We start from the raw sequence: 18987 nt of genomic DNA on the forward strand, positions 1-18987 counted from the left end.
GAACAAAATTGCAGGAACAGGGTCTGTTAAAATGCCAAATTACCTGGCATCATGGCAACCACCAGAACGGAGAGATGCCGGAGCGGCTGAACGGACCGGTCTCGAAAACCGGAGTAGGGGCAACTCTACCGGGGGTTCAAATCCCCCTCTCTCCGCCACTATTCAAGCACTTAGTTCACTCCCTTTCAACGACCCCCGTCACACTTGGTATAGTGTTGGTATATTCACCGGGTATGCTTCTCGCCATCATCCTCCTCCGATTTTTCCAGAACAGGACGATTCAGCGTCGGGGAACACTTACGCTTTGCGATCGGCAACAAACCTCTGGCTTTCCGTTTTATGACCGGAGAATTACGGCTTCTCTTTGCCGGGTTCGCCGCGAATTTAACCGGTGATCTTATTTGGCAATATTGGTGAAGCACTGACAGGCAGTACAGAGAGAAATTGTAGAAGTTTTAAGATAGCAATATGCCATTGAGTGGATTTTTCTATTTTTCAGGTGAGGATTAATAGGTGTAATCCTGTTAAACGGCCTCAATCAAGATATGAAAAAATGTATATTTGACTCCGAAATAGCATTCTTTGACGCCGACAGCATCAACGAGTTTTTATCGAGTTCGTTTTTGATACCTTAAATATAGCAGCTTCCGGTCAGTCGAAGTTTCTATTAACAGTCGCACAAGTAAGAATCGCATATCGCTTCTGATTTTTGTGTGAACTCACTGTTTGCTCATTGATACTTAATTCACTCTGACAAGGAAATGGCAATGAAAAAGGTTCTTCTCTCTGCTGCAATCGCGACTGCATTTTTTGGCATGGCTGCGGCAAATGCTGCTGATACTAATGTCGGCGGCGGTCAGGTTAATTTCTTCGGTAAAGTTACCGACGTATCTTGTACTGTTTCCGTAAACGGCCAGGGCAGCGATGCTAATGTTTATCTGTCTCCGGTAACGTTAACGGAAGTTAAAGCTGCGGCTGCGGATACCTATCTGAAACCAAAATCTTTCACCATCGATGTTTCTAACTGCCAGGCGGCTGATGGTACGAAACAAGATGAAGTGAGCAAACTGGGTGTGAACTGGACCGGCGGCAACCTGCTGGCGGGCGCTTCCGGCAAACAACAGGGCTACCTGGCCAATACGGAAGCGGCTGGCGCGAAGGATATCCAGCTGGTTCTGTCTACCGATAATGCCACCGCGCTGACCAATAAAATCATCCCTGGTGATACCGCTCAACCGAAAGCGACTGGCGACGCGACTGCCGTTCAGGATGGCGCGCGTTTCACTTACTATGTTGGTTATGCCACCAGTACGCCTGACAGCGTGACAACCGGTGTGGTCAATAGCTATGCGACTTACGAAATTACCTACCAGTAATATCGGCTGAGAGATAAAACCGCCTCGCGCCGGGGCGGTATAAAACAATAATAAAGCGGCCGCTGCTGCCGCTTATTTTTTATTCAGAGGTCAGCATGAAGCTTATTGCCCTTTTTTTCTGTTTCATTTTTAGTTTTGCGGCTAATGCTAATAACATTATTGTTAATGGCACCCGCTTTATTTATCCAGGAAATGAAAAAGAAATAACGGTGCAGCTCTCTAATACCGCAGATCGTCCGGCACTGGCACAAGCCTGGCTGGATAACGGTAATGCCGATGCAACGCCGGATACGATTACTACGCCATTTATTATTACACCACCTATTTCCCGCGTTGACGCTAAAAGCGGTCAGACTCTGCGTATTAAGCTCGGCAGCAATGCAGGGCTCGCTAAAGATAAAGAGACATTGTGGTGGCTGAACCTTCTGGAAATTCCGCCGGTAGAGGCTAACCAGAAAAATGAAGGGCAGAATATTCTGCAACTGGCGATTCGTTCTCGCTTTAAGTTTATCTATCGTCCGAATGGATTAGGCAACCGTGATGCGGCGGCGGAAAAGTTGGTGCTTTCCGCCAACGGCAGCAGCCTGTCCGTCAACAATCCCACGCCTTTTTATATCACCGTAAGCCGTATCTCTCGTGACGGCGGCAAAGCGCTGAACAGCAAAACGGTGATGTTTGCCCCACAGTCCAGTCAGACTATCGCGCTTTCCTCGACAGTGAACAAAGGCGAGACCCTGACTGTTAACAACATTAATGACTATGGCGCAGATGTCGCAGTGAAAGTTGCCGTTAAATAAGGGAAACGATCATGAAGCAGAGGTCAATCCGCCCGGAAAGATTAAGTACGGCAATTGCGATTGCACTGTACTGCTTTCCGCCATTTTCAAGCGGCCAGGAAAACCCAGGAACGGTTTATCAGTTTAACGATGGCTTTATTGTTGGCAGTCGCGAAAAGGTCGATCTGTCGCGCTTTTCCACGAGCGCTATCTCTGAGGGCGTTTACTCACTTGATGTGTATACCAATGGTGAGTGGAAAGGCCGCTACGACCTGAATATCACCCGTGGAAAAGACGGCAAAATGGGCGTCTGCTACACCAAAGCGATGCTGATGCAATACGGTATCTCGCCAGAAAAATTTAACCCACAGCTTAGCGCGAAAGAGGGCTATTGCGGACGACTGCAAGAGTGGCGTAACGAAGAAAATGTCAGCGACAACCTGATCCAGTCCTCTCTGAGGCTGGATATTTCCGTACCGCAAATCTACGAAGATCAGCGCTTTAAGAATTTTGTCAGCCCGGAGTTCTGGGATAAAGGCGTTGCGGCGCTGAATTTAGGCTGGATGGCGAACGCCTGGAACAGCCACACGTCATCGGCCAACGGGTCAGATAACAGCAGCGCCTATCTTGGCGTTAACGCGGGTCTTTCCTGGGACGGCTGGCTGCTCAAACACATTGGTAACCTGAACTGGCAACAACAGCAGGGGAAGGCGCACTGGAACAGCAACCAGACCTACCTGCAACGTCCGATTCCGCAAATTAACTCGATTGTCAGCGGTGGGCAGATTTTTACCAACGGTGAGTTTTTCGACACCATCGGCCTGCGAGGGGTAAATCTGGCGACCGATGACAATATGTTCCCGGACGGTATGCGTTCCTACGCCCCGGAAATTCGCGGCGTGGCGCAAAGTAACGCGCTGGTGACGGTACGTCAGGGCAACAATATTATCTATCAGACCACCGTGCCGCCGGGACCGTTTACGTTACAGGATGTTTACCCCTCCGGCTATGGCAGCGACCTTGAGGTTTCAGTAAAAGAAGCCGATGGCTCGGTACAGGTGTTCAGCGTGCCTTATGCCTCGGTAGCGCAATTACTGCGTCCGGGGATGACCCGCTATGCGCTCTCTGCCGGTAAGGTTGATGATAGTTCGCTGCGCAATAAACCGATGCTCTACCAGGCGACCTGGCAACAGGGCTTAAATAACCTGTTCACCGGCTATGCTGGCGTGACCGGTTTTGATGACTATCAGGCATTCCTGCTGGGGACCGGGATGAACACCGGCGTCGGCGCCTTGTCATTCGATGTCACCCATTCGCGGTTGAAGAGCGATACCCTTGACGAGCATGGTCAGAGCTACCGCGCCACCTTTAACCGTATGTTCACCGAAACGCAGACCAGTATTGTCCTGGCGGCGTATCGTTACTCCACCAAAGGCTACTACAACCTGAACGACGCGCTGTACGCCGTCGATCAGGAAAAGAACCACAACAGCAACTACACCGTGTGGCGACAGAAAAACAGCATGACCTTTACCGTAAACCAGAACCTGCCGGACGGCTGGGGCGGTTTCTACTTAAGCGGTCGGGTTTCGGATTACTGGAACCGTTCAGGCACGGAGAAGCAGTATCAGCTCAGCTATAACAATATGTTCGGTCGCCTCTCATGGTCGGTCAGCGCTCAGCGCGTCTATACGCCGGACAGCTCCGGTCATCGTCGCGACGATCGCGTTTCGCTCAACTTTAGCTACCCGCTGTGGTTCGGCGAGAATCGCACCGCGAATCTGACGTCAAATACCTCGTTCAACAACTCGCACTTCGCCAGTTCGCAGATTGGCGTCAACGGCTCGCTGGGCAGTGAAAACAACCTCAACTACGGCGTATCGACCACCACCGCGACTGGAGGCCAGCACGATGTGGCGCTGAACGGCAGCTATCGTACCCCGTGGACTACGCTGAACGGCAGTTATAGCCAGGGCGAAGGGTATCGTCAGAGCGGCGTTGGCGCCAGCGGGACGCTGATTGCCCATCAGCATGGCGTGGTGTTCTCGCCGGAAAGCGGCACCACGATGGCGCTGATCGAAGCGAAAGATGCCGCAGGCGCCATGTTGCCAGGTTCGCCGGGGACCCGCATTGACAGCAACGGCTACGCCATTCTGCCGTATCTGCGGCCTTACCGGATTAACGCCGTGGAAATTGACCCGAAAGGCAGTAATGACGATATCGCTTTCGATCGTACCGTGGCGCAGGTTGTGCCGTGGGAGGGGAGCGTAGTCAAAGTTGCCTTCAATACCACAGTGCAAAACAACATCACGGTGCAGGCGCGCCAGGCGAATGGCCTGCCGTTGCCGTTTGCCGCCACGATTTTTGACCCGAGCGGAAAAGAGATCGGTGTTGTGGGGCAGGGCAGCATGATGTTTATCAGCGACGCCAGCGCGTCAAAGGCCACGGTTAAGTGGAATGGCGGGCAATGTACGGTGGATCTGAGTCAGGCAAAAACAAAGGAAACGCTATGTCGCTGAGTAAAAGACTGACGCTTTTTATTGGATTAATGGCGCTGGGGACAACGTCGGCATGGGCTTTCTGCTCGCGCCTTTCACAGCCGACGGTGACATTAGACATGGCCATCGGGCGAGTGGTTGTTCCGCCGGATCTGCCGGTGGGCTCAGTGATTGTGTCCCGTGACTGGACAATGTCGGCGTCGGGTGGAGCAAGCTATAGCTGTTCAGCCGGTACTAACCGTTTTGCGGCGAAAATTGTCGTGCCCGGAGCCACCGACCTGGGGAATAAAATTTATTCGACAAACGTAGACGGCATCGGCTTGCGTTTTAGTCGCGGTGGCGCAACGGTCAATATTGTCTACCCGGATGTCTACTCCTCCTATGTCAACAGGCAGACCAATTATTCACTGGAAGGCTCCCGCTTTACGCTGGAAGTGATTAAAACTGCGAACGTGACCGGCAGTGGCACCCTGGCGGCGGGGAAATATACCTCTTATGACTGGGAAAACGGCAGTAACCCGATCCTTGAAACGTTCCTCAGCGCCAATGCCATCACCGTCGTCTCGCCCTCCTGTACCGTGTTAAGCGGTAAGAATATGAACGTTGATATCGGTACGATTAAGCGCAGCGATCTGAATGGCGTTGGCACCACGGCGGGAGGCAAAGATTTTAATATCCAGTTGCAGTGCAGCGGCGGCGTAAGTGAATCCGGTTTCGCCAATATCCATACGACATTTTCCGGCAACCTGGCGACAAGCACCACTGCCGCTCAGGGCGTGCTCATCAACGAAAAAAGCGGAAACGCTGCGGCGAAAGGGATTGGCGTCCAGGTACTGAAAGATGGCACCCCGCTGGAATTTAGCAAGAAATATAATATCGGCACCTTGCAGACCCAGGAAACCCGTTACATTACATTGCCTTATCGTGCACGCTTCTATCAATACGCATCGACCACAAGTACCGGTGAGGTGGAGTCGCACATGATCTTTAACCTGACGTACGATTAATTCGGGAGGTGGGTATGCGTGATTCAGCACAGTATAAAAATATCAGACGACTCACTCAGTTGACCCTGATGAGCGGAATGCTTGTCGCCTCTTCAGCGTGGGGATTTGAAACCAATTACGATCGCGGACGGGTGGACTTCGCAGGGCGAGTAACGGATATCTCCTGTAGCGTGGCGCTCAACGGGGGCAACAATGCGGGCAGCGGTAGCGTCTGGCTGGCTCCGGTAAGCCTGGCGGAAGTACATGCCCGTGGCGCGGGCGCATTTATGAAACCGCAATCCTTCACCCTGGAATTGTCGAACTGTCAGTTACGTCATGATGGTGGCGCTGCGAATAACGATGAGATCAGCACGGTAAGTGTGCGCTGGATTGATGGATTCACGGTCAATACCGTCGGCAACGAAAATGCCGGTTATCTGGCGAATACACGAGCGGATGGGGCCAGCCATATTTTTCTGGCGCTGTCGACCAACGACAATAATACGCTGGATAAAAGCAATAAAATTGTTCCGGCTGACCCGCAGCAAAACCGGGTGCCTTTGGTGGAAAAAGCGGTAAGCGGCGGTGTGTTTACTTATTACATCGGTTACGTTACGCCAGCGCCGGAGAAAGCGACCAGTGGCCCGTTGACCAGTTGGGCAACCTGGGAGTTAGTGTATAACTGATTTCTTGCGTGTGAAGGTTGGTTTTGATGCCGGAGTCTTCCGGCATTTTTTTCTCTTTTTTAAACAGTAATCTCTTCTTTGACCAGTTGTTCAATACTGACTTCTTTCCAGTAATGCCCCTGAATGGCAAACCACTCCATACCCTGCAACCATTTCTTATGCGCTTCGCTTTCGACGCCTTCAATAATCACATTATGTTGGTTACGGGAAAGGAAAGTGACCAGCGCATCCATCAATGGCCGACCAGACTCTTTTTGCATTAAATGCCAGAAGAAGTTTCTGTCGATTTTGACATAATCAAAATGATAGCCGCGAATCGCGTTAATTCCCGCGTAGCCAGCGCCAAAGTCATCGAGCCAGAGTGGGGTGCTGTGGGAATCACACCAGGCGGCGAGAGAGTTATTCAACAGTTCGTTAGAGTTTTCCGTGATTTCAAAGTGAACGCAGCCCAGTGCTTTGACTTTCGCTTTCACTTCTGGCCGTAGCAGGACGCTAAGTATATGGTCGTCAACGTTAATCGTGGCAGAAACATTGTTTTTTATAAACCACGCTTTATGTTTTTCTATTAACGCCAGTTGTTCCATAAAGATACTTTCCCGTAAGTCCGCATTGGCATAACGAAATAACTCTTCTGGAGAAACAGGGATATGGTCAAAGCGGCTCAGGCACTCAACGGCGACAAGCGCCCCGAGAGGTGAAAACATTTTTTGGAAGACATATCGAACGGATATATCGCTACGTGACAAATTATGATTGAAAAACATAAGTGCGTCCATTATATCTCGTCAGAAATCAGGTCAACGGTGGGAGGAGGTGGTATTAATATAAGTGATATTTTTGTCGGTGAAAATGATTGACAGGGGGCTGGTTAACAATTAATTATCGGTTTTTGATTGGTCATCTGCACATTTAATATGTTTAGCATCGAAACATATTGACGATTCTTTTGTTCATCACTTGCGAGTTATTCATGCCTAACTTTCTCATAATACTCGCTCTGTGAGTGTGGGCTGTTTTATAGTCAATATTGAGAAGCTCTGCTATTTGTTTATTGTTATGGTTGGCAATCATTAGCGCCAGCACCTGCTGCTCCCTGGTAGTGAGTTTTCGCCGGGTGTATAAGCGCTGATATTCGCGGGCCGTTAAAGGATGTTTGAAGATGGCCGAGAGATCGGAGCAAGACGCGTTTTCCGTCAGAATCAATACATTTTCAAGATCGAGAAGTTCACGGCATAAGCTGGCGAGGTCGCTTTTTACAATCAGAACGAGCAGCGTGCAGTGCGTGAGATACATTCGTAATCTATTGAGTAAGGCGACCGTTCTGGCCGCAGAGATATCCTTATGAATGACATTGATAATAATCGTACCCGACTGAGGGGCACAGGTTCTCCCGGCGATCTCCTGATAGCCCAGAGTGGTAATATTTATCTCATTGTCCACCATGTAATGCAGGATTGATTGCCCAATGAGATTATCATCAGTGTAAAATAATAAATTACTCAATGTTTTCCCAGTCCGTTAAACTAAAAAAATCTTATTTTTAATTTTATTGTCAATAATTAACTTGACGATAACATTCTCTATGTAATGTTTATAATCGTCACTTTTATGCTGAAACATACAAGAGATGCGGGAATCTGCTTCTTCATACGATTTTTCGCTATGGAGTTCTGTTACGCTGATAATTTTTAAGTTAGTCATTACGCTGCCATATTCACCAAAGCTCATCTCAACATTTTCTAACACATTATCTTTACGCATAAATTTAAGTTGAGATTGGGTGGATATGAAAGAACACCCGCCGTCAGAGACATCATTTAACGTATGTTTAAAAGTAACGCCATTTTTATAACGACCAGAACAACAGAATTGATAACTCTCTCTTGTCTTAAGTCGGGGGGACGATCGCCGTTGCAGTATGTTTATGTTCTCAGGAATGGCAAAGCGGAAAACGTTATCCGGGCTATTGTGCTCAGTATTTATCTGCGCGGTGGCAAACTCAATCCTGCCAAGTTTACTGTGGATCTGAAAACAGACATCGCCGTTTTCAGATAACGAAGGCTGAAAAGAGGGAGGGAGATCGATATAAAAAGATGAACTGTCAACTTTTCGTAAATCTGATTGCCAGCTCAGATCGTTAAAACTAAAATCCAGTTTAGACTTAACCCTGAATTCTTCTCTCAGGATAGCAATGATTTCATATCTGGATTTTTTCGAAACTCCTTCTGACATACCATCTCTCTAAAATACAATGTCCTTTTAGATTATTATCCCATGTTGCGATCGCCTGTTTATTAAAAATAAAAGGATGCGGCCTATTGTTGAATTTTCAAAAATAGTTCAATGCTATTGATTGCGTATTGACATTCGGTGAATTTGCCCGGCATGTGCCGGGCAAGGAGGGCGGTTTAGAACAGAACTGAGTAGTTCAGACCAAAGGTGCGGCCGCGTCCTTTGTAGTCATACAGGGAAGCGGGGCCGTAACCTGGGCTGTAGTACAGCGGCGCGCGCTGCCCCCAGACGGTGGTGTAGTCACGGTCGAAGAGGTTCTCAACGCTGAAGCTGAGTTTACCCACCGGAAGCTGATAGCTGCCGAGCAAATCGACGGTGGTATAGCCATCAATGCTGTAGCCTTCTGCATCGCTCACATCGAAGGAAGTGGTGCTCTGTACGCGCAGGCTCCACGGGTCCGGCGCCCAGCCAATGTAGGCTGTCGCTTTCGATGGGCTTGCCACCTTCACGTCATATTTCTGCCAGCTACCGTTCACTTTCGACTCGGTTTTCAGCACGTTGAAGTTTGCACCGGTACTCCAGTCGGTATCTGGAATCAGGTAGTCCACCGCGCCTTCCACGCCGTAAATGCGGCGTTTGTCGTCCACCACGCTGATGGTCAGATCTTTATTCGCCACCACGCTCTTATCGGAAATCGAGTAGTAGGCCGCGATTTGGGTGCGCAGGTTGTCGCCGGTAAAGCGCCAGCCCAGCTCATAAGAATCGACCTTCACGCCTTCCAGCTTGCTGTCGCCGACGTTCACGCTGTTGGTCAGAGGAAGGTGACCGTTCACCGCTGCGCCATAGGTGCCGCGACCGTAGTATTTACCCGGGTCCGGTAGCTCCACGCCCTGGGAGAAGTTGAGCCATGCCTGCTGGCGTTCGGTGATGTGCATCAGCAGACCGGCGTTGAACAGGAAGTTGTCGTAATCGACCGAGCCGCCCGGAATGGCGTCGGCGGATGTCGCCTTCCCGGCGGCAATCTGCTGTTGCTGCGCGTAGCCGATGAAATCATCAATCTTGTTCTCAGTGTACTGATAGCGTACGCCGCCGCTGAGGGTAAAGATATCATTGATGTCATAGCTTGATTGCAGGAAGGCCGCCAGGTTGGTGATGTCATACGACGGGTAACGCCCGGTGGTGTAAATCTTCTGGTTGTTCAGCCCCCCGGAAGCGCTTGCCTGGGCCAGATCGAAGAACATCTGGTTGGAGGTAAAGCGCTCGTGGTCGGCATCCAGCCCGTAGGTGATTTGCCAGCCGTCCAGCGGTTTGCTGTTCAGCGTCAGTTTCATGCCGTACTGGTCGGTGTCCTGCTGTGACGAGGAGAAAGCCGTCGCCTGTTTGTTCGCATTTACAGTCGGGAACGGGTAGAACAGCAGCGACTCATCGCGGTAGTAAACCTGGCCGACCAGCTCCTGACCAAAGAAATCGCTGTTGGAGTACTGTAGGCTGATCAGATGACGCTCGGTGCCGGGAATACGGTCGGAATTCAGCCCCTTACTGACGTATGGCGTGCTGGCCCCGCTAATGGCGGAGAAATCTTTCCCAAGATTCAGCCCGTAATCGTCGTCGCCCTGGCTTTTATAGTACTGCGTGATCAGCTGAAGCTGCTGGGTTTCATCGATGTTCAGCGTACCGGTGCCCATGATGTCCAGGCGATCGGAATACTGTAGGCCGGTCTGGGTGTTATCGAGCAGGGTGGCATCGCCGTTACCGTCAAACCAGCCGCCAAACTTCTGGTACGCCACTGAAACACGCCCGGAGATATGGTCATTGCCGCCGGAGATGGCGCTGGCAATGCGCTCATCGTGATCTTTACTGCTGTTAAAGCCGCTTTTGGTGCCAGCCTCAAACTCCATCTGGGTTTCCGGCTGGCCTTTTTTGGTCACGATGTTGATCAGACCACCGGTACTGCCGCCGCCGTACAGGGCCGTCGCGCCGGAGATCACTTCAATATGATCGATATTGAAAGGATCGATAGAGTCCAGCTGTCGGCTGTCGGTGCGTGAAGAGTTGAGACGCACGCCGTCAACCAGCACGACCAGCGGGCGGCCACGCACGTTCATACCGTAGTTGGTGCGGCTCTGGCTGCTGACGTCAAGGCCAGGGATCAGCTGAGCCAGCGCGTCTTTCAGCTCTTTGCCGCCCTGAATCTGCTGTTCCAGTTCGGCGTTTTCGATAACCCAGGTGGTTTGCGCCATCTCCGCAACGGTGCGATTGCTGCGGTTGGCAGACACCACGAGCGTTTCATCATCGGTTTGTTGAGCGACTGCTGGCGCCATCATGGCGAGAAGCAGTGGGTTGAGAGCCCAAAGCGTATACTTTTTGCTTATCATCATTATTCCTTCACACGGGCGGAAAAAATCAGCCCAAAGATGCTGTGTAGCGAGTTAAAGAAGCAGCCTCCGGCTGCGGTTTTTCCCGGCTGCCGCTGCGCCATTGAATCAGGGCGGGCGGCATACTGAGATCGAATAAATCACGCCCCAGCGCGCGATTAAGAATACGGGCGGAGCGCCAGGCCATCAGGCTGAGCTGTGGTTCGGCGATGCCGTGGGTTTGCATACTGGCGTTGACCGCGAAGATGTTGTTCTCTTTCGGGCCGTTCCACTCCAGGGTGAAGTCGTCGCGTACTTTGAAATTGCACTCATCGCGCATGGCGATTCGCGACATTAGCGGTGAAAGTATCTGCGGCAGCGCGGGACGGTAGCCGGTTGCGAAAATCACCACGTCGCTTTCCAGAGTGTCATAGCCGTTATCCAGATGATGCTCCAGCAGCAGTTGCCAGCTCTGGCCGCGACTTTCCAGCCCGGTGACCGAGCGGCTTGGCAGCAGACGGGCGTTACGCGGTTGCCTTAGTACCTCGAAGCGGTGATACAACTCGCGATAGATGGTCAGTAGCGAGTCGGCCGTGATGCCGTCGGAGGTCATTTTCTGCTCGTCGAGCATCTTCTGGCGCGCGCTTTCATTCAGACCGACGAAGCCTGAAACGTACTCAGGCGTGAAGTATTCGTTGGCGAACGCCGCCTCATCCAGCGCGTTAAAGTTATTACGGCGCGAGACCCAACTGATCTCTGCAACGTCGCCCCATTCTCCGCGCAGCGCATTGAGGAACAGGTCGGCGCCGCTTTGCCCGCCGCCAACCACGGTGACTCGCTTGCCGCCGAGGTCTGGCTGGCGCAGGCTCATTTCACTGGCGTGGAAGCAGGTTTGCGTCGCCGTTTTTACGCAAGGCGGCAGGTGCGGTTGCTTGCCAATGCCAAGGCAGATATTGCGGGCAACGCTTTCGCCCTGGCTGGTCTGCACCACAAACCGCTGGCGTCTCTCGTCGAAATCAATACTTTCAACGGTATGATTGAAATGCAGATTGTTCATCCCTTCGGCGGCCCAGCGCAGGTAATCGGAAAACTCATCGCGGGACACGGTACGCAGTTCGGTGGTCAGGAAGCGGTAGAATTTTTTGCGCTTCACCAGATAGTTAACAAAGCTGTACGGGCTTGTGGGAGCCACGGCGCTAACCAGATCTTTCAGGAACATGGTCTGCATATGGCAGTCCGGCACCAGCATGCCGGGATGCCAGGCAAAATGCGGGCGGCCGTCAAAGAAGCGGCTGCTTAATCCTTCGGCCTGATGAGACAGCGCCGCGATGCTCAGGTTGAACGGGCCGATGCCTACGCCAATAAAATCTACAGTGTTTGTCATGATTCAGTCCCTGGTTGCCAGCCACAGCGGGTTTTGCAGATCCTCAAGGTAATTCGGCAACATGCGGCTGCCGCCGTCCTGGTCGGGCCAGGTCAGTTTTACCGGGTTCAGCACTACGCGAATAATTTGTGGCTTGAAGAGTGAGAAAAGCGCAAAGCGCGCTGACATTTGTGGATGTTCCTGCATGTAATCACTCAACACTGCTGCCAGCAGTTGATAAAAACGCCTCTCCGGTACGCCAAGGCGAGCCATCAGCGGCGAAACAAAGCGCAGAACCGTCACGAAGTGGCCGGTCTGCAAATCATGAATTAAGTAGTCGGCGCTCAGGCGAGCGGTGACGTCCCGCACCTCCTGAGGCAGGGAGTCCATCTCCGGGAACGCATCTTTCACCAGCCGCATATCGCCCTGGAAGTCTTTCAACAGCACGCGCTGCGGTACGCCCTCTTTCATGGCGAGCGTTATATTTTGTCCGTGGGCGATAAGCGCGACGCCGTAGCGGCAGAGCAGGTGATACAGCGGAACCACTACCACCCGGAACAGCTGCGTGAGCCAGGTTTCAGCGTCCAGCCCGGAGCGGTCGATATATGCACCTATCAGCGGCTGATTGTTTTCATCGCACTCCATCAGTGTCGCCATCAGAATCGGACTTTCGTCCGGCTTCAGCCAGCGACACGGATTCTCACGCCAGATAACGCCGAGCATCTCCTGGTAGCGGTAGGGGGCCTGGGCAAGCGCGGCATAGCCTTCATGGGACACATAGCCCGCCGCCGGTTCACCGAGGATCACCGCGCCGCTTTGCTTAAGCGTGGCGTCGGTCGCAAAAACCTGTTGCAGCCAGCGTGAGGCCAGCGGCCCGGCGGCGATGTATTTGCCCGGAATCCCCCGGTAGCAGGAGGTGTTGTAGATGGTCAGCGGCAGCTTGATATCCAGCCCGCCCTGGCGACTGGTGTTGGTCAGGGTGCGCAGCGACTGCTGGGCGAGCCACAAGTCGCCAAACTCGCCGAGAGAAACCATCCTGCCTTCGGCAAGATCGGCGATGAAGTCGAGGGCGATTTTTTGCTGCCACTGCCACGGATGTACCGGCAGTGGCAGCCAGTCGTTATCCAGCCCGTTTTCCTGCCAGACCTGATTGAAGCGGGCAAACTCCTGCGGGTCCATCGCGGCCGCCAACAACTGCTGAATATCCAGCTCGCTGTCGCAGCGCCAGACCATATGCTCACGTTTTACCGCCAGCCAGTGCAGTCTGAAGGTGTTGGCGTACTCTGGCGCATATCGCTCCAGCGCCTCTTTGCCCCAGCCCCGACGGCCTTTATTAAAAGCGAATTTAGGATGGCCGCTTAGCAGGCATTGCAGGCGGTCGGCATCAAGATCAATCAGGTCACTGGCGCTCAGCCCGCGACGTGCCTTCAGCAGTTGCAGGTCGCCCAGCAGCGTGGCATACAAATCCTGCATATGCTCAGCAACGGTGGCATCGCTCATCGACAGCACCGGCTTTAGCTGCATCAGTAGCGTTTGCGCCAGAACGGGCTCGTCCGCGCAGCGCAGCGTTTGAGCATCAATCCACAGCCAGCCCCAGATGCCGCGTTCAGCGCTGAAGCGCCATTGCGCGCCCGGCAGGTTAATGCAGTAGCGGCCATCGCCCTGAGATTCCGCGTGGAAAACCTGCTCATACTCCAGCTCGGCCAGCATTTTTGCCACCAACTGGCGGTTAACAAAATCCCAATCCTTGTGATTCATTACAGACCGACCTCCGTGAAGAAGTGATGGCGATCCGCCATCACCATGCGCGAGCGCTTGTGTGGGAAGTCGAACTCTTTAATTGTCCGGTATCCCGCAGGCTCAAGGTGGCGGAACAGGCGCTGGTTATCGGCGCGTGGCTCAAGTACGGTGCGCTGCGTGCGGGGCTCATCCAGCAGCAGGTAATGCGTCAGCCCGCGCAGCCAGCTTTGCACGTAGTGGGCTCCGCGCCATTGCTGTTCACCAACCAGCAGATGCAGGCCACGGTCAAAGGGTTGCCATGAATAGTGGCGGCCAATGCGGTCTTCCGCCGCCCAGTAGATTTCGAAATAGCTAAACGGCCGATCGTCAAAGCAGCCGATCAGCGGGAACGCATGTTTACCGGTGAGCTGGCGCTCCAGATAGGCGGTCTGTACCTCCAGCGAGCCGCTTTGCTCCCAGAAATACTCAACGCGCGGATCGTTCATCCAGCGGGTGAAACGTTCTGCATCAAGAACGGGATCGGCAACGCGGAAACTCAGCGTCTTGCGAACGCGTGGATCGTAACGGCGATAAACCTCGCCCTGCGGACGGGGCGGGCGCAGCGGGAAATAAATCTCACGCTCTGCATCAAAAACCATTTCGCCGGAGGCCCGGTTTGCCGGAGAACTCAGCCATAGCGGTAACTGCCAGAAGGCGGCGCGATGGATGATGTCGCTTTTTACCTGCCCGAAAAGCGTCAGCGCCTGTGGCTCCTCGCGCCATTCGGCCCAGGGGAGAACCACCGCTGAAAGTTGCGGTGCGGCGATAAATATCTGATCCAGCGCGTCGCGCAGCCACCCTGTCGGCAGAGGCCCCGGCCAGCGCAGCACCGCGCTATTGTCCAGCCCCCAGCTAAGATTCAGAGGCTTGTCGAGTTTTTCACAGCGTAGTCCATATCCGCTGTGAACGATGTTTGCCTTAGACATTTAGCCCTCCTGAGCCAGCAGCGGGTTGGCGAAATCGAAGTAGATCACCGAGGGATCGACGATGGTGTTCTCGTTGTGGTCGTTCAGATAACAGAAAAAGTTACCTTTTACGTTCCAGTACGGATTTTCCAGCACGTAGTTGAGACAGGTTTTATGAGTCACCTGATCACGCACTTCAGCCAGCAAGGTTCGTACGCGAGCCATCAGATTCGCTTCACTGTCCAGCCCGGCGGCGCCCAGCGCGGCGGTCACGGCAAAAGTGGAGTTAACCAGCAGGTAATAAGGGAAGTAGCGCAGCAACTGCTCACGGGTGAAGACGTTTTCCGCCTGCGCCTCGCCAATGGTGTCGAGCCAGCCTGCCGCGTGAGGCATAAACGCGCTGCCCTGGCAGTCACGGTAGATAAGCCCGACCGGCAGATCCCCAAGCATCTGAACCAGAATATTTTGCTGATGCGCCAGCAGCACCAGGCCGTAATCCGCTTCAGCCGTAAACAGCGGCTTCAGCACCTGCTGACAGTAAGCATCGACCCATGCGTGGGCGGCCTGTTGCGCAGTGATGCCGAGGCGATCGCTCAGGCGTTTTACCGCCGCAACCAGCAGCGAATCACCGCCATCCGGTGCGGCCTGGGTCAGGGAGACCAGTACGTTAGTCTGGCTTTGCGGCTGATCCACCAGCAGGTTTTCACGCAGGGCAAACAGGCTTTCCTGCATGATGTTGCCGTGGAGATCGCGCAGCCCGGCCCAGCCGTCTTCCTGCATCACCCGGAAAGTCGGGAAGCGAGCCTGTAGCGTCTGCCAGTCGTCGGTTTGCGCCAGGCGCGCCAGGCGCATTCCACGCTTCACTTCTTTCACTGACAGGGTACGGACGGAGTTGGTCAGGCGCACGCTCAGGGAGAATTTGATCATGTCGCGGCTGGTGGCGCAGTAGAGCGAGCGGGAAGAGGTGGTCGGTAGCCACGGCGCGCCGGCCTCGCCTAAATCTTTAATCAGTCCTTTAGCGACAAGCTCCTGGCACCACTCCTGCTGCAACAGATACTCCCCCTGCCACGGGTGCAGTGGGAATAGCCATTGATTGTCGCTTAATTCATTGAGTAACTGCGGCGCATTCTCTGCGGCAAATCGCGTCAACCGCTGTTGCAGGTTGAGGTGCAGGCTTTCACCGGCGATCTGCGTTTTGTCCACCGCAAACCACCGCAGCGGGAAGTGGGGCGCGAAGTCCGGTAGGTAGCGTTCGGCCTCCTGCTGGTTAAACGGTTCATGAGACTTAGGCGCAGGGTGGAAGGCGTGCCCGACCAGCAGAGCCTGCTCCGCCTCGCCAAAGTTCAACGCTTTTTCACGCAGGGCTGCCCAGTCATGGCGGGCATCAATCGCCTGCTGCGTATGGGCGTGGCTTTCCATCACGCGCTGGTGGAAGGTTTCGCAACTGGTCGCGGGCAGCAAGAGTTGGTGCTGGAGCTTATCAACAATAAGCCGGGAGAGGGTGGCGAAATCGACGGGGTGACTGCCGGACGCTGTGACCAGACGCGCCGGAAATTCAAAGCGGTGATGCTGGGTTGGGGAAAAATAAGCCACTCTGAAATGGAGCGCCTGCTGTTCGCCCAGCGGGATGATCAATTCGGTTGGCTGGTATTCCGTCAGCCGCCAGTCTTTGGTTTCACGAACCAGGGAATTCAGGAAGCACTGCGCAGCCACATCCAGGGCTGACGTTTTAGTTGGCAAAGTCATAATCAAACAGATCCCACTCGTTATGATAATGCGAATTTTGCCGATAAGGTTTCTCATTATCAATAACAATTGTTAGAATCGGTAGAATTAATTTTACAAATAAACACAATTAATACATGGAATTGCAACATCGTGACGTCTCTTGAGAGCGCGGAAACGCCGCAAAAACCATTGTCCTGCTGGCCGCTTGCGTTCAGCGCGGGGTTACTCGGTGTCGGGCAAAACGGCCTGCTGGTCGCGATCCCTGTACTGGTGATTCAGACAAACCTGAGCCTGTCGATTTGGGCGGCTTTGCTGATGCTTGGCTCAATGCTGTTCCTGCCGTCTTCCCCGTGGTGGGGAAAGCAAATTGCCCGTGTGGGCAGTAAGCCTGTGGTGCTGTGGGCACTGGGGGGATACGGCGCAAGCTTTACTCTGCTTGGGCTGGGAAGCATGCTGATGGCGACCGGCGCCGTAACAACAGCGGTGGGGCTGGGAATATTAATCATCGCGCGGATCGCCTACGGACTTACCGTGTCGGCGATGGTGCCAGCCTGTCAGGTCTGGGCATTGCAGAGAGCGGGGGAAGGGAATCGCATGGTCGCTCTGGCAACCATTAGCTCCGGCTTGAGCTGCGGCAGACTATTCGGGCCGTTGTGCGCGGCGGCGATGCTGGTAATTCACCCTCTGGCGCCGATGGGGCTGCTGATGGCAGCGCCATTGCTGGCGCTGGTGATGCTGCTGCGGTTGCCTGGCACGCCACCGCAGCCCGCAGCGGAGCGTAAGAGCGCCAGCCTGAGGCTGGATTGCCTGCCTTATCTGCTTTGCGCGCTGTTATTAGCTGCGGCGGTGAGCATGATGCAGCTTGGTCTTTCGCCCGCCCTTACTCGCCAGTTCGCCACGGATACCGCCGCTATTAGCCACCAGGTGGCGTGGTTGTTGGGGCTGGCCGCAGTTGCTGCGCTTATCGCACAGTTCGGGGTGCTCCGCCCGCAGCGCCTGACGCCGATGGCGCTGCTTTTGAGTGCCGGAGCGCTGATGATTTGTGGCCTGGCGATAATGCTCGCTGAACAGCTATGGTTGTTTTACCTCGGCTGTGCGGTGCTGTCGTTTGGGGCTGCTCTGGCAACACCCGCTTATCAGCTTTTACTGAATGATAAGCTGACAGACGGCGCGGGCGCGGGCTGGATCGCGACCAGCCACACGCTTGGCTATGGGCTTTGCGCATTGCTGGTGCCGCTGGTGTCGAAAACCGGCGCCGCAGCGGCGCTGATTGTGGCGGCTTTTTTCGTCGCTGTGTTATTTACCGTGGTGTCTGGCTTTATCTGGCGCAGCCGCTACCGTTCACGTCATTCCGCGATTTAAGCGTAAGGAAAAGTTATGGCTGGAGTTCAGGGCTACCGCCTGTTCAACGTTCAACTGGCGCGTAAGACGGAGGTTTCCCCTTCGCTGCTGAGCCTGGTTTTCAGCGGGCAGGAGGTGGCGCAGATGAAATGCGACTCGCCGGATCAGCGCATTAAGATGTTGTTTCCGTCTGAAGACGGGACGCCGCCGTCGTTGCCTGCCGAAGGGCACTGGTATCAGCTTGTACTGGGGATGCCAAAAGAGAAGCGCCCGGTTATCCGTACCTATACGCTGCGACATGTCGATCCTGCTCGCCAGGAGGTCACCGTGGAATTTATCAATCATGGTACAGAAGGACCGGCTTCGGCATGGGCGATTAACGCCAGACCTGGCGACGCCATTCAGATGGTGGCGCCTGACGCGGCGTATGCTGAAGACAGCGGCGGCTATGAATGGACGCCTCCCCAGGGACTGCGGAATGCGTTAATCATCGCTGATGAGACGGCGCTCCCCGCCGCGCGCGGCATCCTTGAGATGCTGGCGAGACAGACCAATCCGCCACAGGTTCAGGCGTTCTTTGAAGTTCCTGAACAGGGCGACTGCGCGAATTTAAGCGAGTTTAAGTTCGCCGACATTTTTTGGTTGCCGCGTAACCCCGCAGCGGCGAAGCACGGTGAATGCCTGATTCAGGCCGTGAAAACGCATGCCAGAGTACCCGAAAGTCGCCATCCCGATACGGTGGATACGGTGAAAGAAGAAGCCGAAGGGGAGCTTCTCTGGGATAAGGCCACGACCAGCAGCACGGCGTTTTATGGATGGGTGGCCGCAGAGTCCACCGTCGTCAAACTGCTGCGCCGCCATTTAATTGGCGAGCGTGGCGTCGAGCACAAAGCGATTAACTTTATGGCATATTGGTCTAAAGGGCGCGCGTGATAATAAAAAGCCCGCATCATGAAATTATTC

Annotated in this window: 15 protein-coding genes and 1 tRNA gene; 8 read left to right on the plus strand and 8 right to left on the minus strand. The window is 53.9% G+C overall.

The annotated features are described in order from the left end of the window. Positions 1 to 68 precede the first annotated feature (68 nt). The 6 genes from OGV67_RS07525 (at position 69) to OGV67_RS07550 (ending at position 6322) form a co-directional block, all read left to right on the plus strand. Positions 69 to 158, plus strand: a tRNA-Ser gene (locus OGV67_RS07525). A gap of 609 nt (positions 159 to 767) precedes the next feature. After that, entirely contained in the window at positions 768 to 1376 is a 609-nt protein-coding gene (locus tag OGV67_RS07530) for a fimbrial protein (protein ID WP_071258816.1), read from the plus strand. Between the two features lie 95 nt (positions 1377 to 1471). After that, on the plus strand, positions 1472 to 2173 hold the full coding sequence (locus tag OGV67_RS07535) for a fimbrial biogenesis chaperone (RefSeq protein WP_012131866.1): 702 nt from the start codon (positions 1472 to 1474) through the stop codon (positions 2171 to 2173). 11 nt (positions 2174 to 2184) lie between these two features. After that, positions 2185 to 4671 (plus strand): fimbria/pilus outer membrane usher protein, encoded by a 2487-nt coding sequence (locus tag OGV67_RS07540; protein ID WP_071258813.1) that lies wholly within the window; start codon positions 2185 to 2187, stop codon positions 4669 to 4671. Then, positions 4662 to 5657, plus strand: coding sequence for a fimbrial protein (locus OGV67_RS07545; protein ID WP_047462854.1), 996 nt, complete (start codon positions 4662 to 4664; stop codon positions 5655 to 5657). Before OGV67_RS07540 ends, OGV67_RS07545 begins: the two co-directional genes overlap by 10 nt. Positions 5658 to 5671: 14 nt before the next feature. Further along, positions 5672 to 6322, plus strand: coding sequence for a fimbrial protein (locus OGV67_RS07550; RefSeq protein ID WP_071258810.1), 651 nt, complete (start codon positions 5672 to 5674; stop codon positions 6320 to 6322). A 59-nt stretch (positions 6323 to 6381) separates the two neighbouring features. Here OGV67_RS07550 and mrkJ read toward each other — a convergent pair whose 3' ends face one another. The 8 genes from mrkJ to iucA form a co-directional block, all read right to left on the minus strand. Next, the gene (mrkJ, locus tag OGV67_RS07555) at positions 6382 to 7098 is read right to left on the minus strand and encodes a cyclic-di-GMP phosphodiesterase MrkJ (protein WP_058669307.1); all 717 of its coding nucleotides are present in this window, start codon (positions 7096 to 7098) and stop codon (positions 6382 to 6384) included. A 142-nt stretch (positions 7099 to 7240) separates the two neighbouring features. Then, positions 7241 to 7825, minus strand: coding sequence for a helix-turn-helix domain-containing protein (locus tag OGV67_RS07560; RefSeq protein ID WP_024130227.1), 585 nt, complete (start codon positions 7823 to 7825; stop codon positions 7241 to 7243). Between the two features lie 15 nt (positions 7826 to 7840). Continuing rightward, positions 7841 to 8554, minus strand: coding sequence for a flagellar brake protein (locus tag OGV67_RS07565; RefSeq protein WP_115614219.1), 714 nt, complete (start codon positions 8552 to 8554; stop codon positions 7841 to 7843). Positions 8555 to 8730: 176 nt separating this feature from the next. Continuing rightward, entirely contained in the window at positions 8731 to 10932 is a 2202-nt protein-coding gene (gene iutA, locus OGV67_RS07570) for a ferric aerobactin receptor IutA (RefSeq protein WP_012131873.1), read from the minus strand. A gap of 25 nt (positions 10933 to 10957) precedes the next feature. Continuing rightward, the gene (gene iucD / locus OGV67_RS07575; protein WP_012131874.1) at positions 10958 to 12292 is read right to left on the minus strand and encodes an NADPH-dependent L-lysine N(6)-monooxygenase; all 1335 of its coding nucleotides are present in this window, start codon (positions 12290 to 12292) and stop codon (positions 10958 to 10960) included. Between the two features lie 3 nt (positions 12293 to 12295). Continuing rightward, on the minus strand, positions 12296 to 14029 hold the full coding sequence (gene iucC / locus OGV67_RS07580; RefSeq protein WP_115614221.1) for an NIS family aerobactin synthetase IucC: 1734 nt from the start codon (positions 14027 to 14029) through the stop codon (positions 12296 to 12298). Further along, complete coding sequence (gene iucB / locus OGV67_RS07585; protein WP_115614222.1) at positions 14029 to 14976, minus strand: N(6)-hydroxylysine O-acetyltransferase IucB; 948 nt, start codon at positions 14974 to 14976, stop codon at positions 14029 to 14031. The genes iucC and iucB overlap by 1 nt, the downstream gene beginning before the upstream one ends. Further along, positions 14977 to 16701 carry an aerobactin synthase IucA gene (iucA, locus tag OGV67_RS07590; protein WP_047462875.1) on the minus strand — a complete coding sequence of 575 codons (1725 nt, stop codon included), beginning with the start codon at positions 16699 to 16701 and terminating at the stop codon, positions 14977 to 14979. Positions 16702 to 16833: 132 nt separating this feature from the next. Here iucA and OGV67_RS07595 point away from each other — a divergent pair, with 132 nt between their 5' ends. Both OGV67_RS07595 and OGV67_RS07600 read left to right on the plus strand, forming a co-directional pair. After that, a complete protein-coding gene (locus OGV67_RS07595) occupies positions 16834 to 18045 on the plus strand; it encodes an MFS transporter (protein ID WP_110494104.1) in 1212 nt (403 codons plus the stop codon). A gap of 15 nt (positions 18046 to 18060) precedes the next feature. Continuing rightward, on the plus strand, positions 18061 to 18957 hold the full coding sequence (locus tag OGV67_RS07600) for a siderophore-interacting protein (RefSeq protein WP_071258796.1): 897 nt from the start codon (positions 18061 to 18063) through the stop codon (positions 18955 to 18957). Positions 18958 to 18987: the final 30 nt, after the last annotated feature.

This window comes from Citrobacter sp. CK188 (genome assembly GCF_030333525.1).
In the GTDB taxonomy this organism is placed as follows: Bacteria; Pseudomonadota; Gammaproteobacteria; order Enterobacterales; family Enterobacteriaceae; genus Citrobacter_B; species Citrobacter_B koseri.

Coding starts and splice junctions, on each gene's coding strand:
- OGV67_RS07530 (WP_071258816.1), top strand. CDS start 768: ATGAAAAAGGTTCTTCTCTCTGCTGCAATCGCGACTGCATTTTTTGGC.
- OGV67_RS07535 (WP_012131866.1), top strand. CDS start 1,472: ATGAAGCTTATTGCCCTTTTTTTCTGTTTCATTTTTAGTTTTGCGGCT.
- OGV67_RS07540 (WP_071258813.1), top strand. CDS start 2,185: ATGAAGCAGAGGTCAATCCGCCCGGAAAGATTAAGTACGGCAATTGCG.
- OGV67_RS07545 (WP_047462854.1), top strand. CDS start 4,662: ATGTCGCTGAGTAAAAGACTGACGCTTTTTATTGGATTAATGGCGCTG.
- OGV67_RS07550 (WP_071258810.1), top strand. CDS start 5,672: ATGCGTGATTCAGCACAGTATAAAAATATCAGACGACTCACTCAGTTG.
- mrkJ (WP_058669307.1), bottom strand. CDS start 7,098: ATGGACGCACTTATGTTTTTCAATCATAATTTGTCACGTAGCGATATA.
- OGV67_RS07565 (WP_115614219.1), bottom strand. CDS start 8,554: ATGTCAGAAGGAGTTTCGAAAAAATCCAGATATGAAATCATTGCTATC.
- iutA (WP_012131873.1), bottom strand. CDS start 10,932: ATGATGATAAGCAAAAAGTATACGCTTTGGGCTCTCAACCCACTGCTT.
- iucD (WP_012131874.1), bottom strand. CDS start 12,292: ATGACAAACACTGTAGATTTTATTGGCGTAGGCATCGGCCCGTTCAAC.
- iucC (WP_115614221.1), bottom strand. CDS start 14,029: ATGAATCACAAGGATTGGGATTTTGTTAACCGCCAGTTGGTGGCAAAA.
- iucB (WP_115614222.1), bottom strand. CDS start 14,976: ATGTCTAAGGCAAACATCGTTCACAGCGGATATGGACTACGCTGTGAA.
- iucA (WP_047462875.1), bottom strand. CDS start 16,701: ATGACTTTGCCAACTAAAACGTCAGCCCTGGATGTGGCTGCGCAGTGC.
- OGV67_RS07600 (WP_071258796.1), top strand. CDS start 18,061: ATGGCTGGAGTTCAGGGCTACCGCCTGTTCAACGTTCAACTGGCGCGT.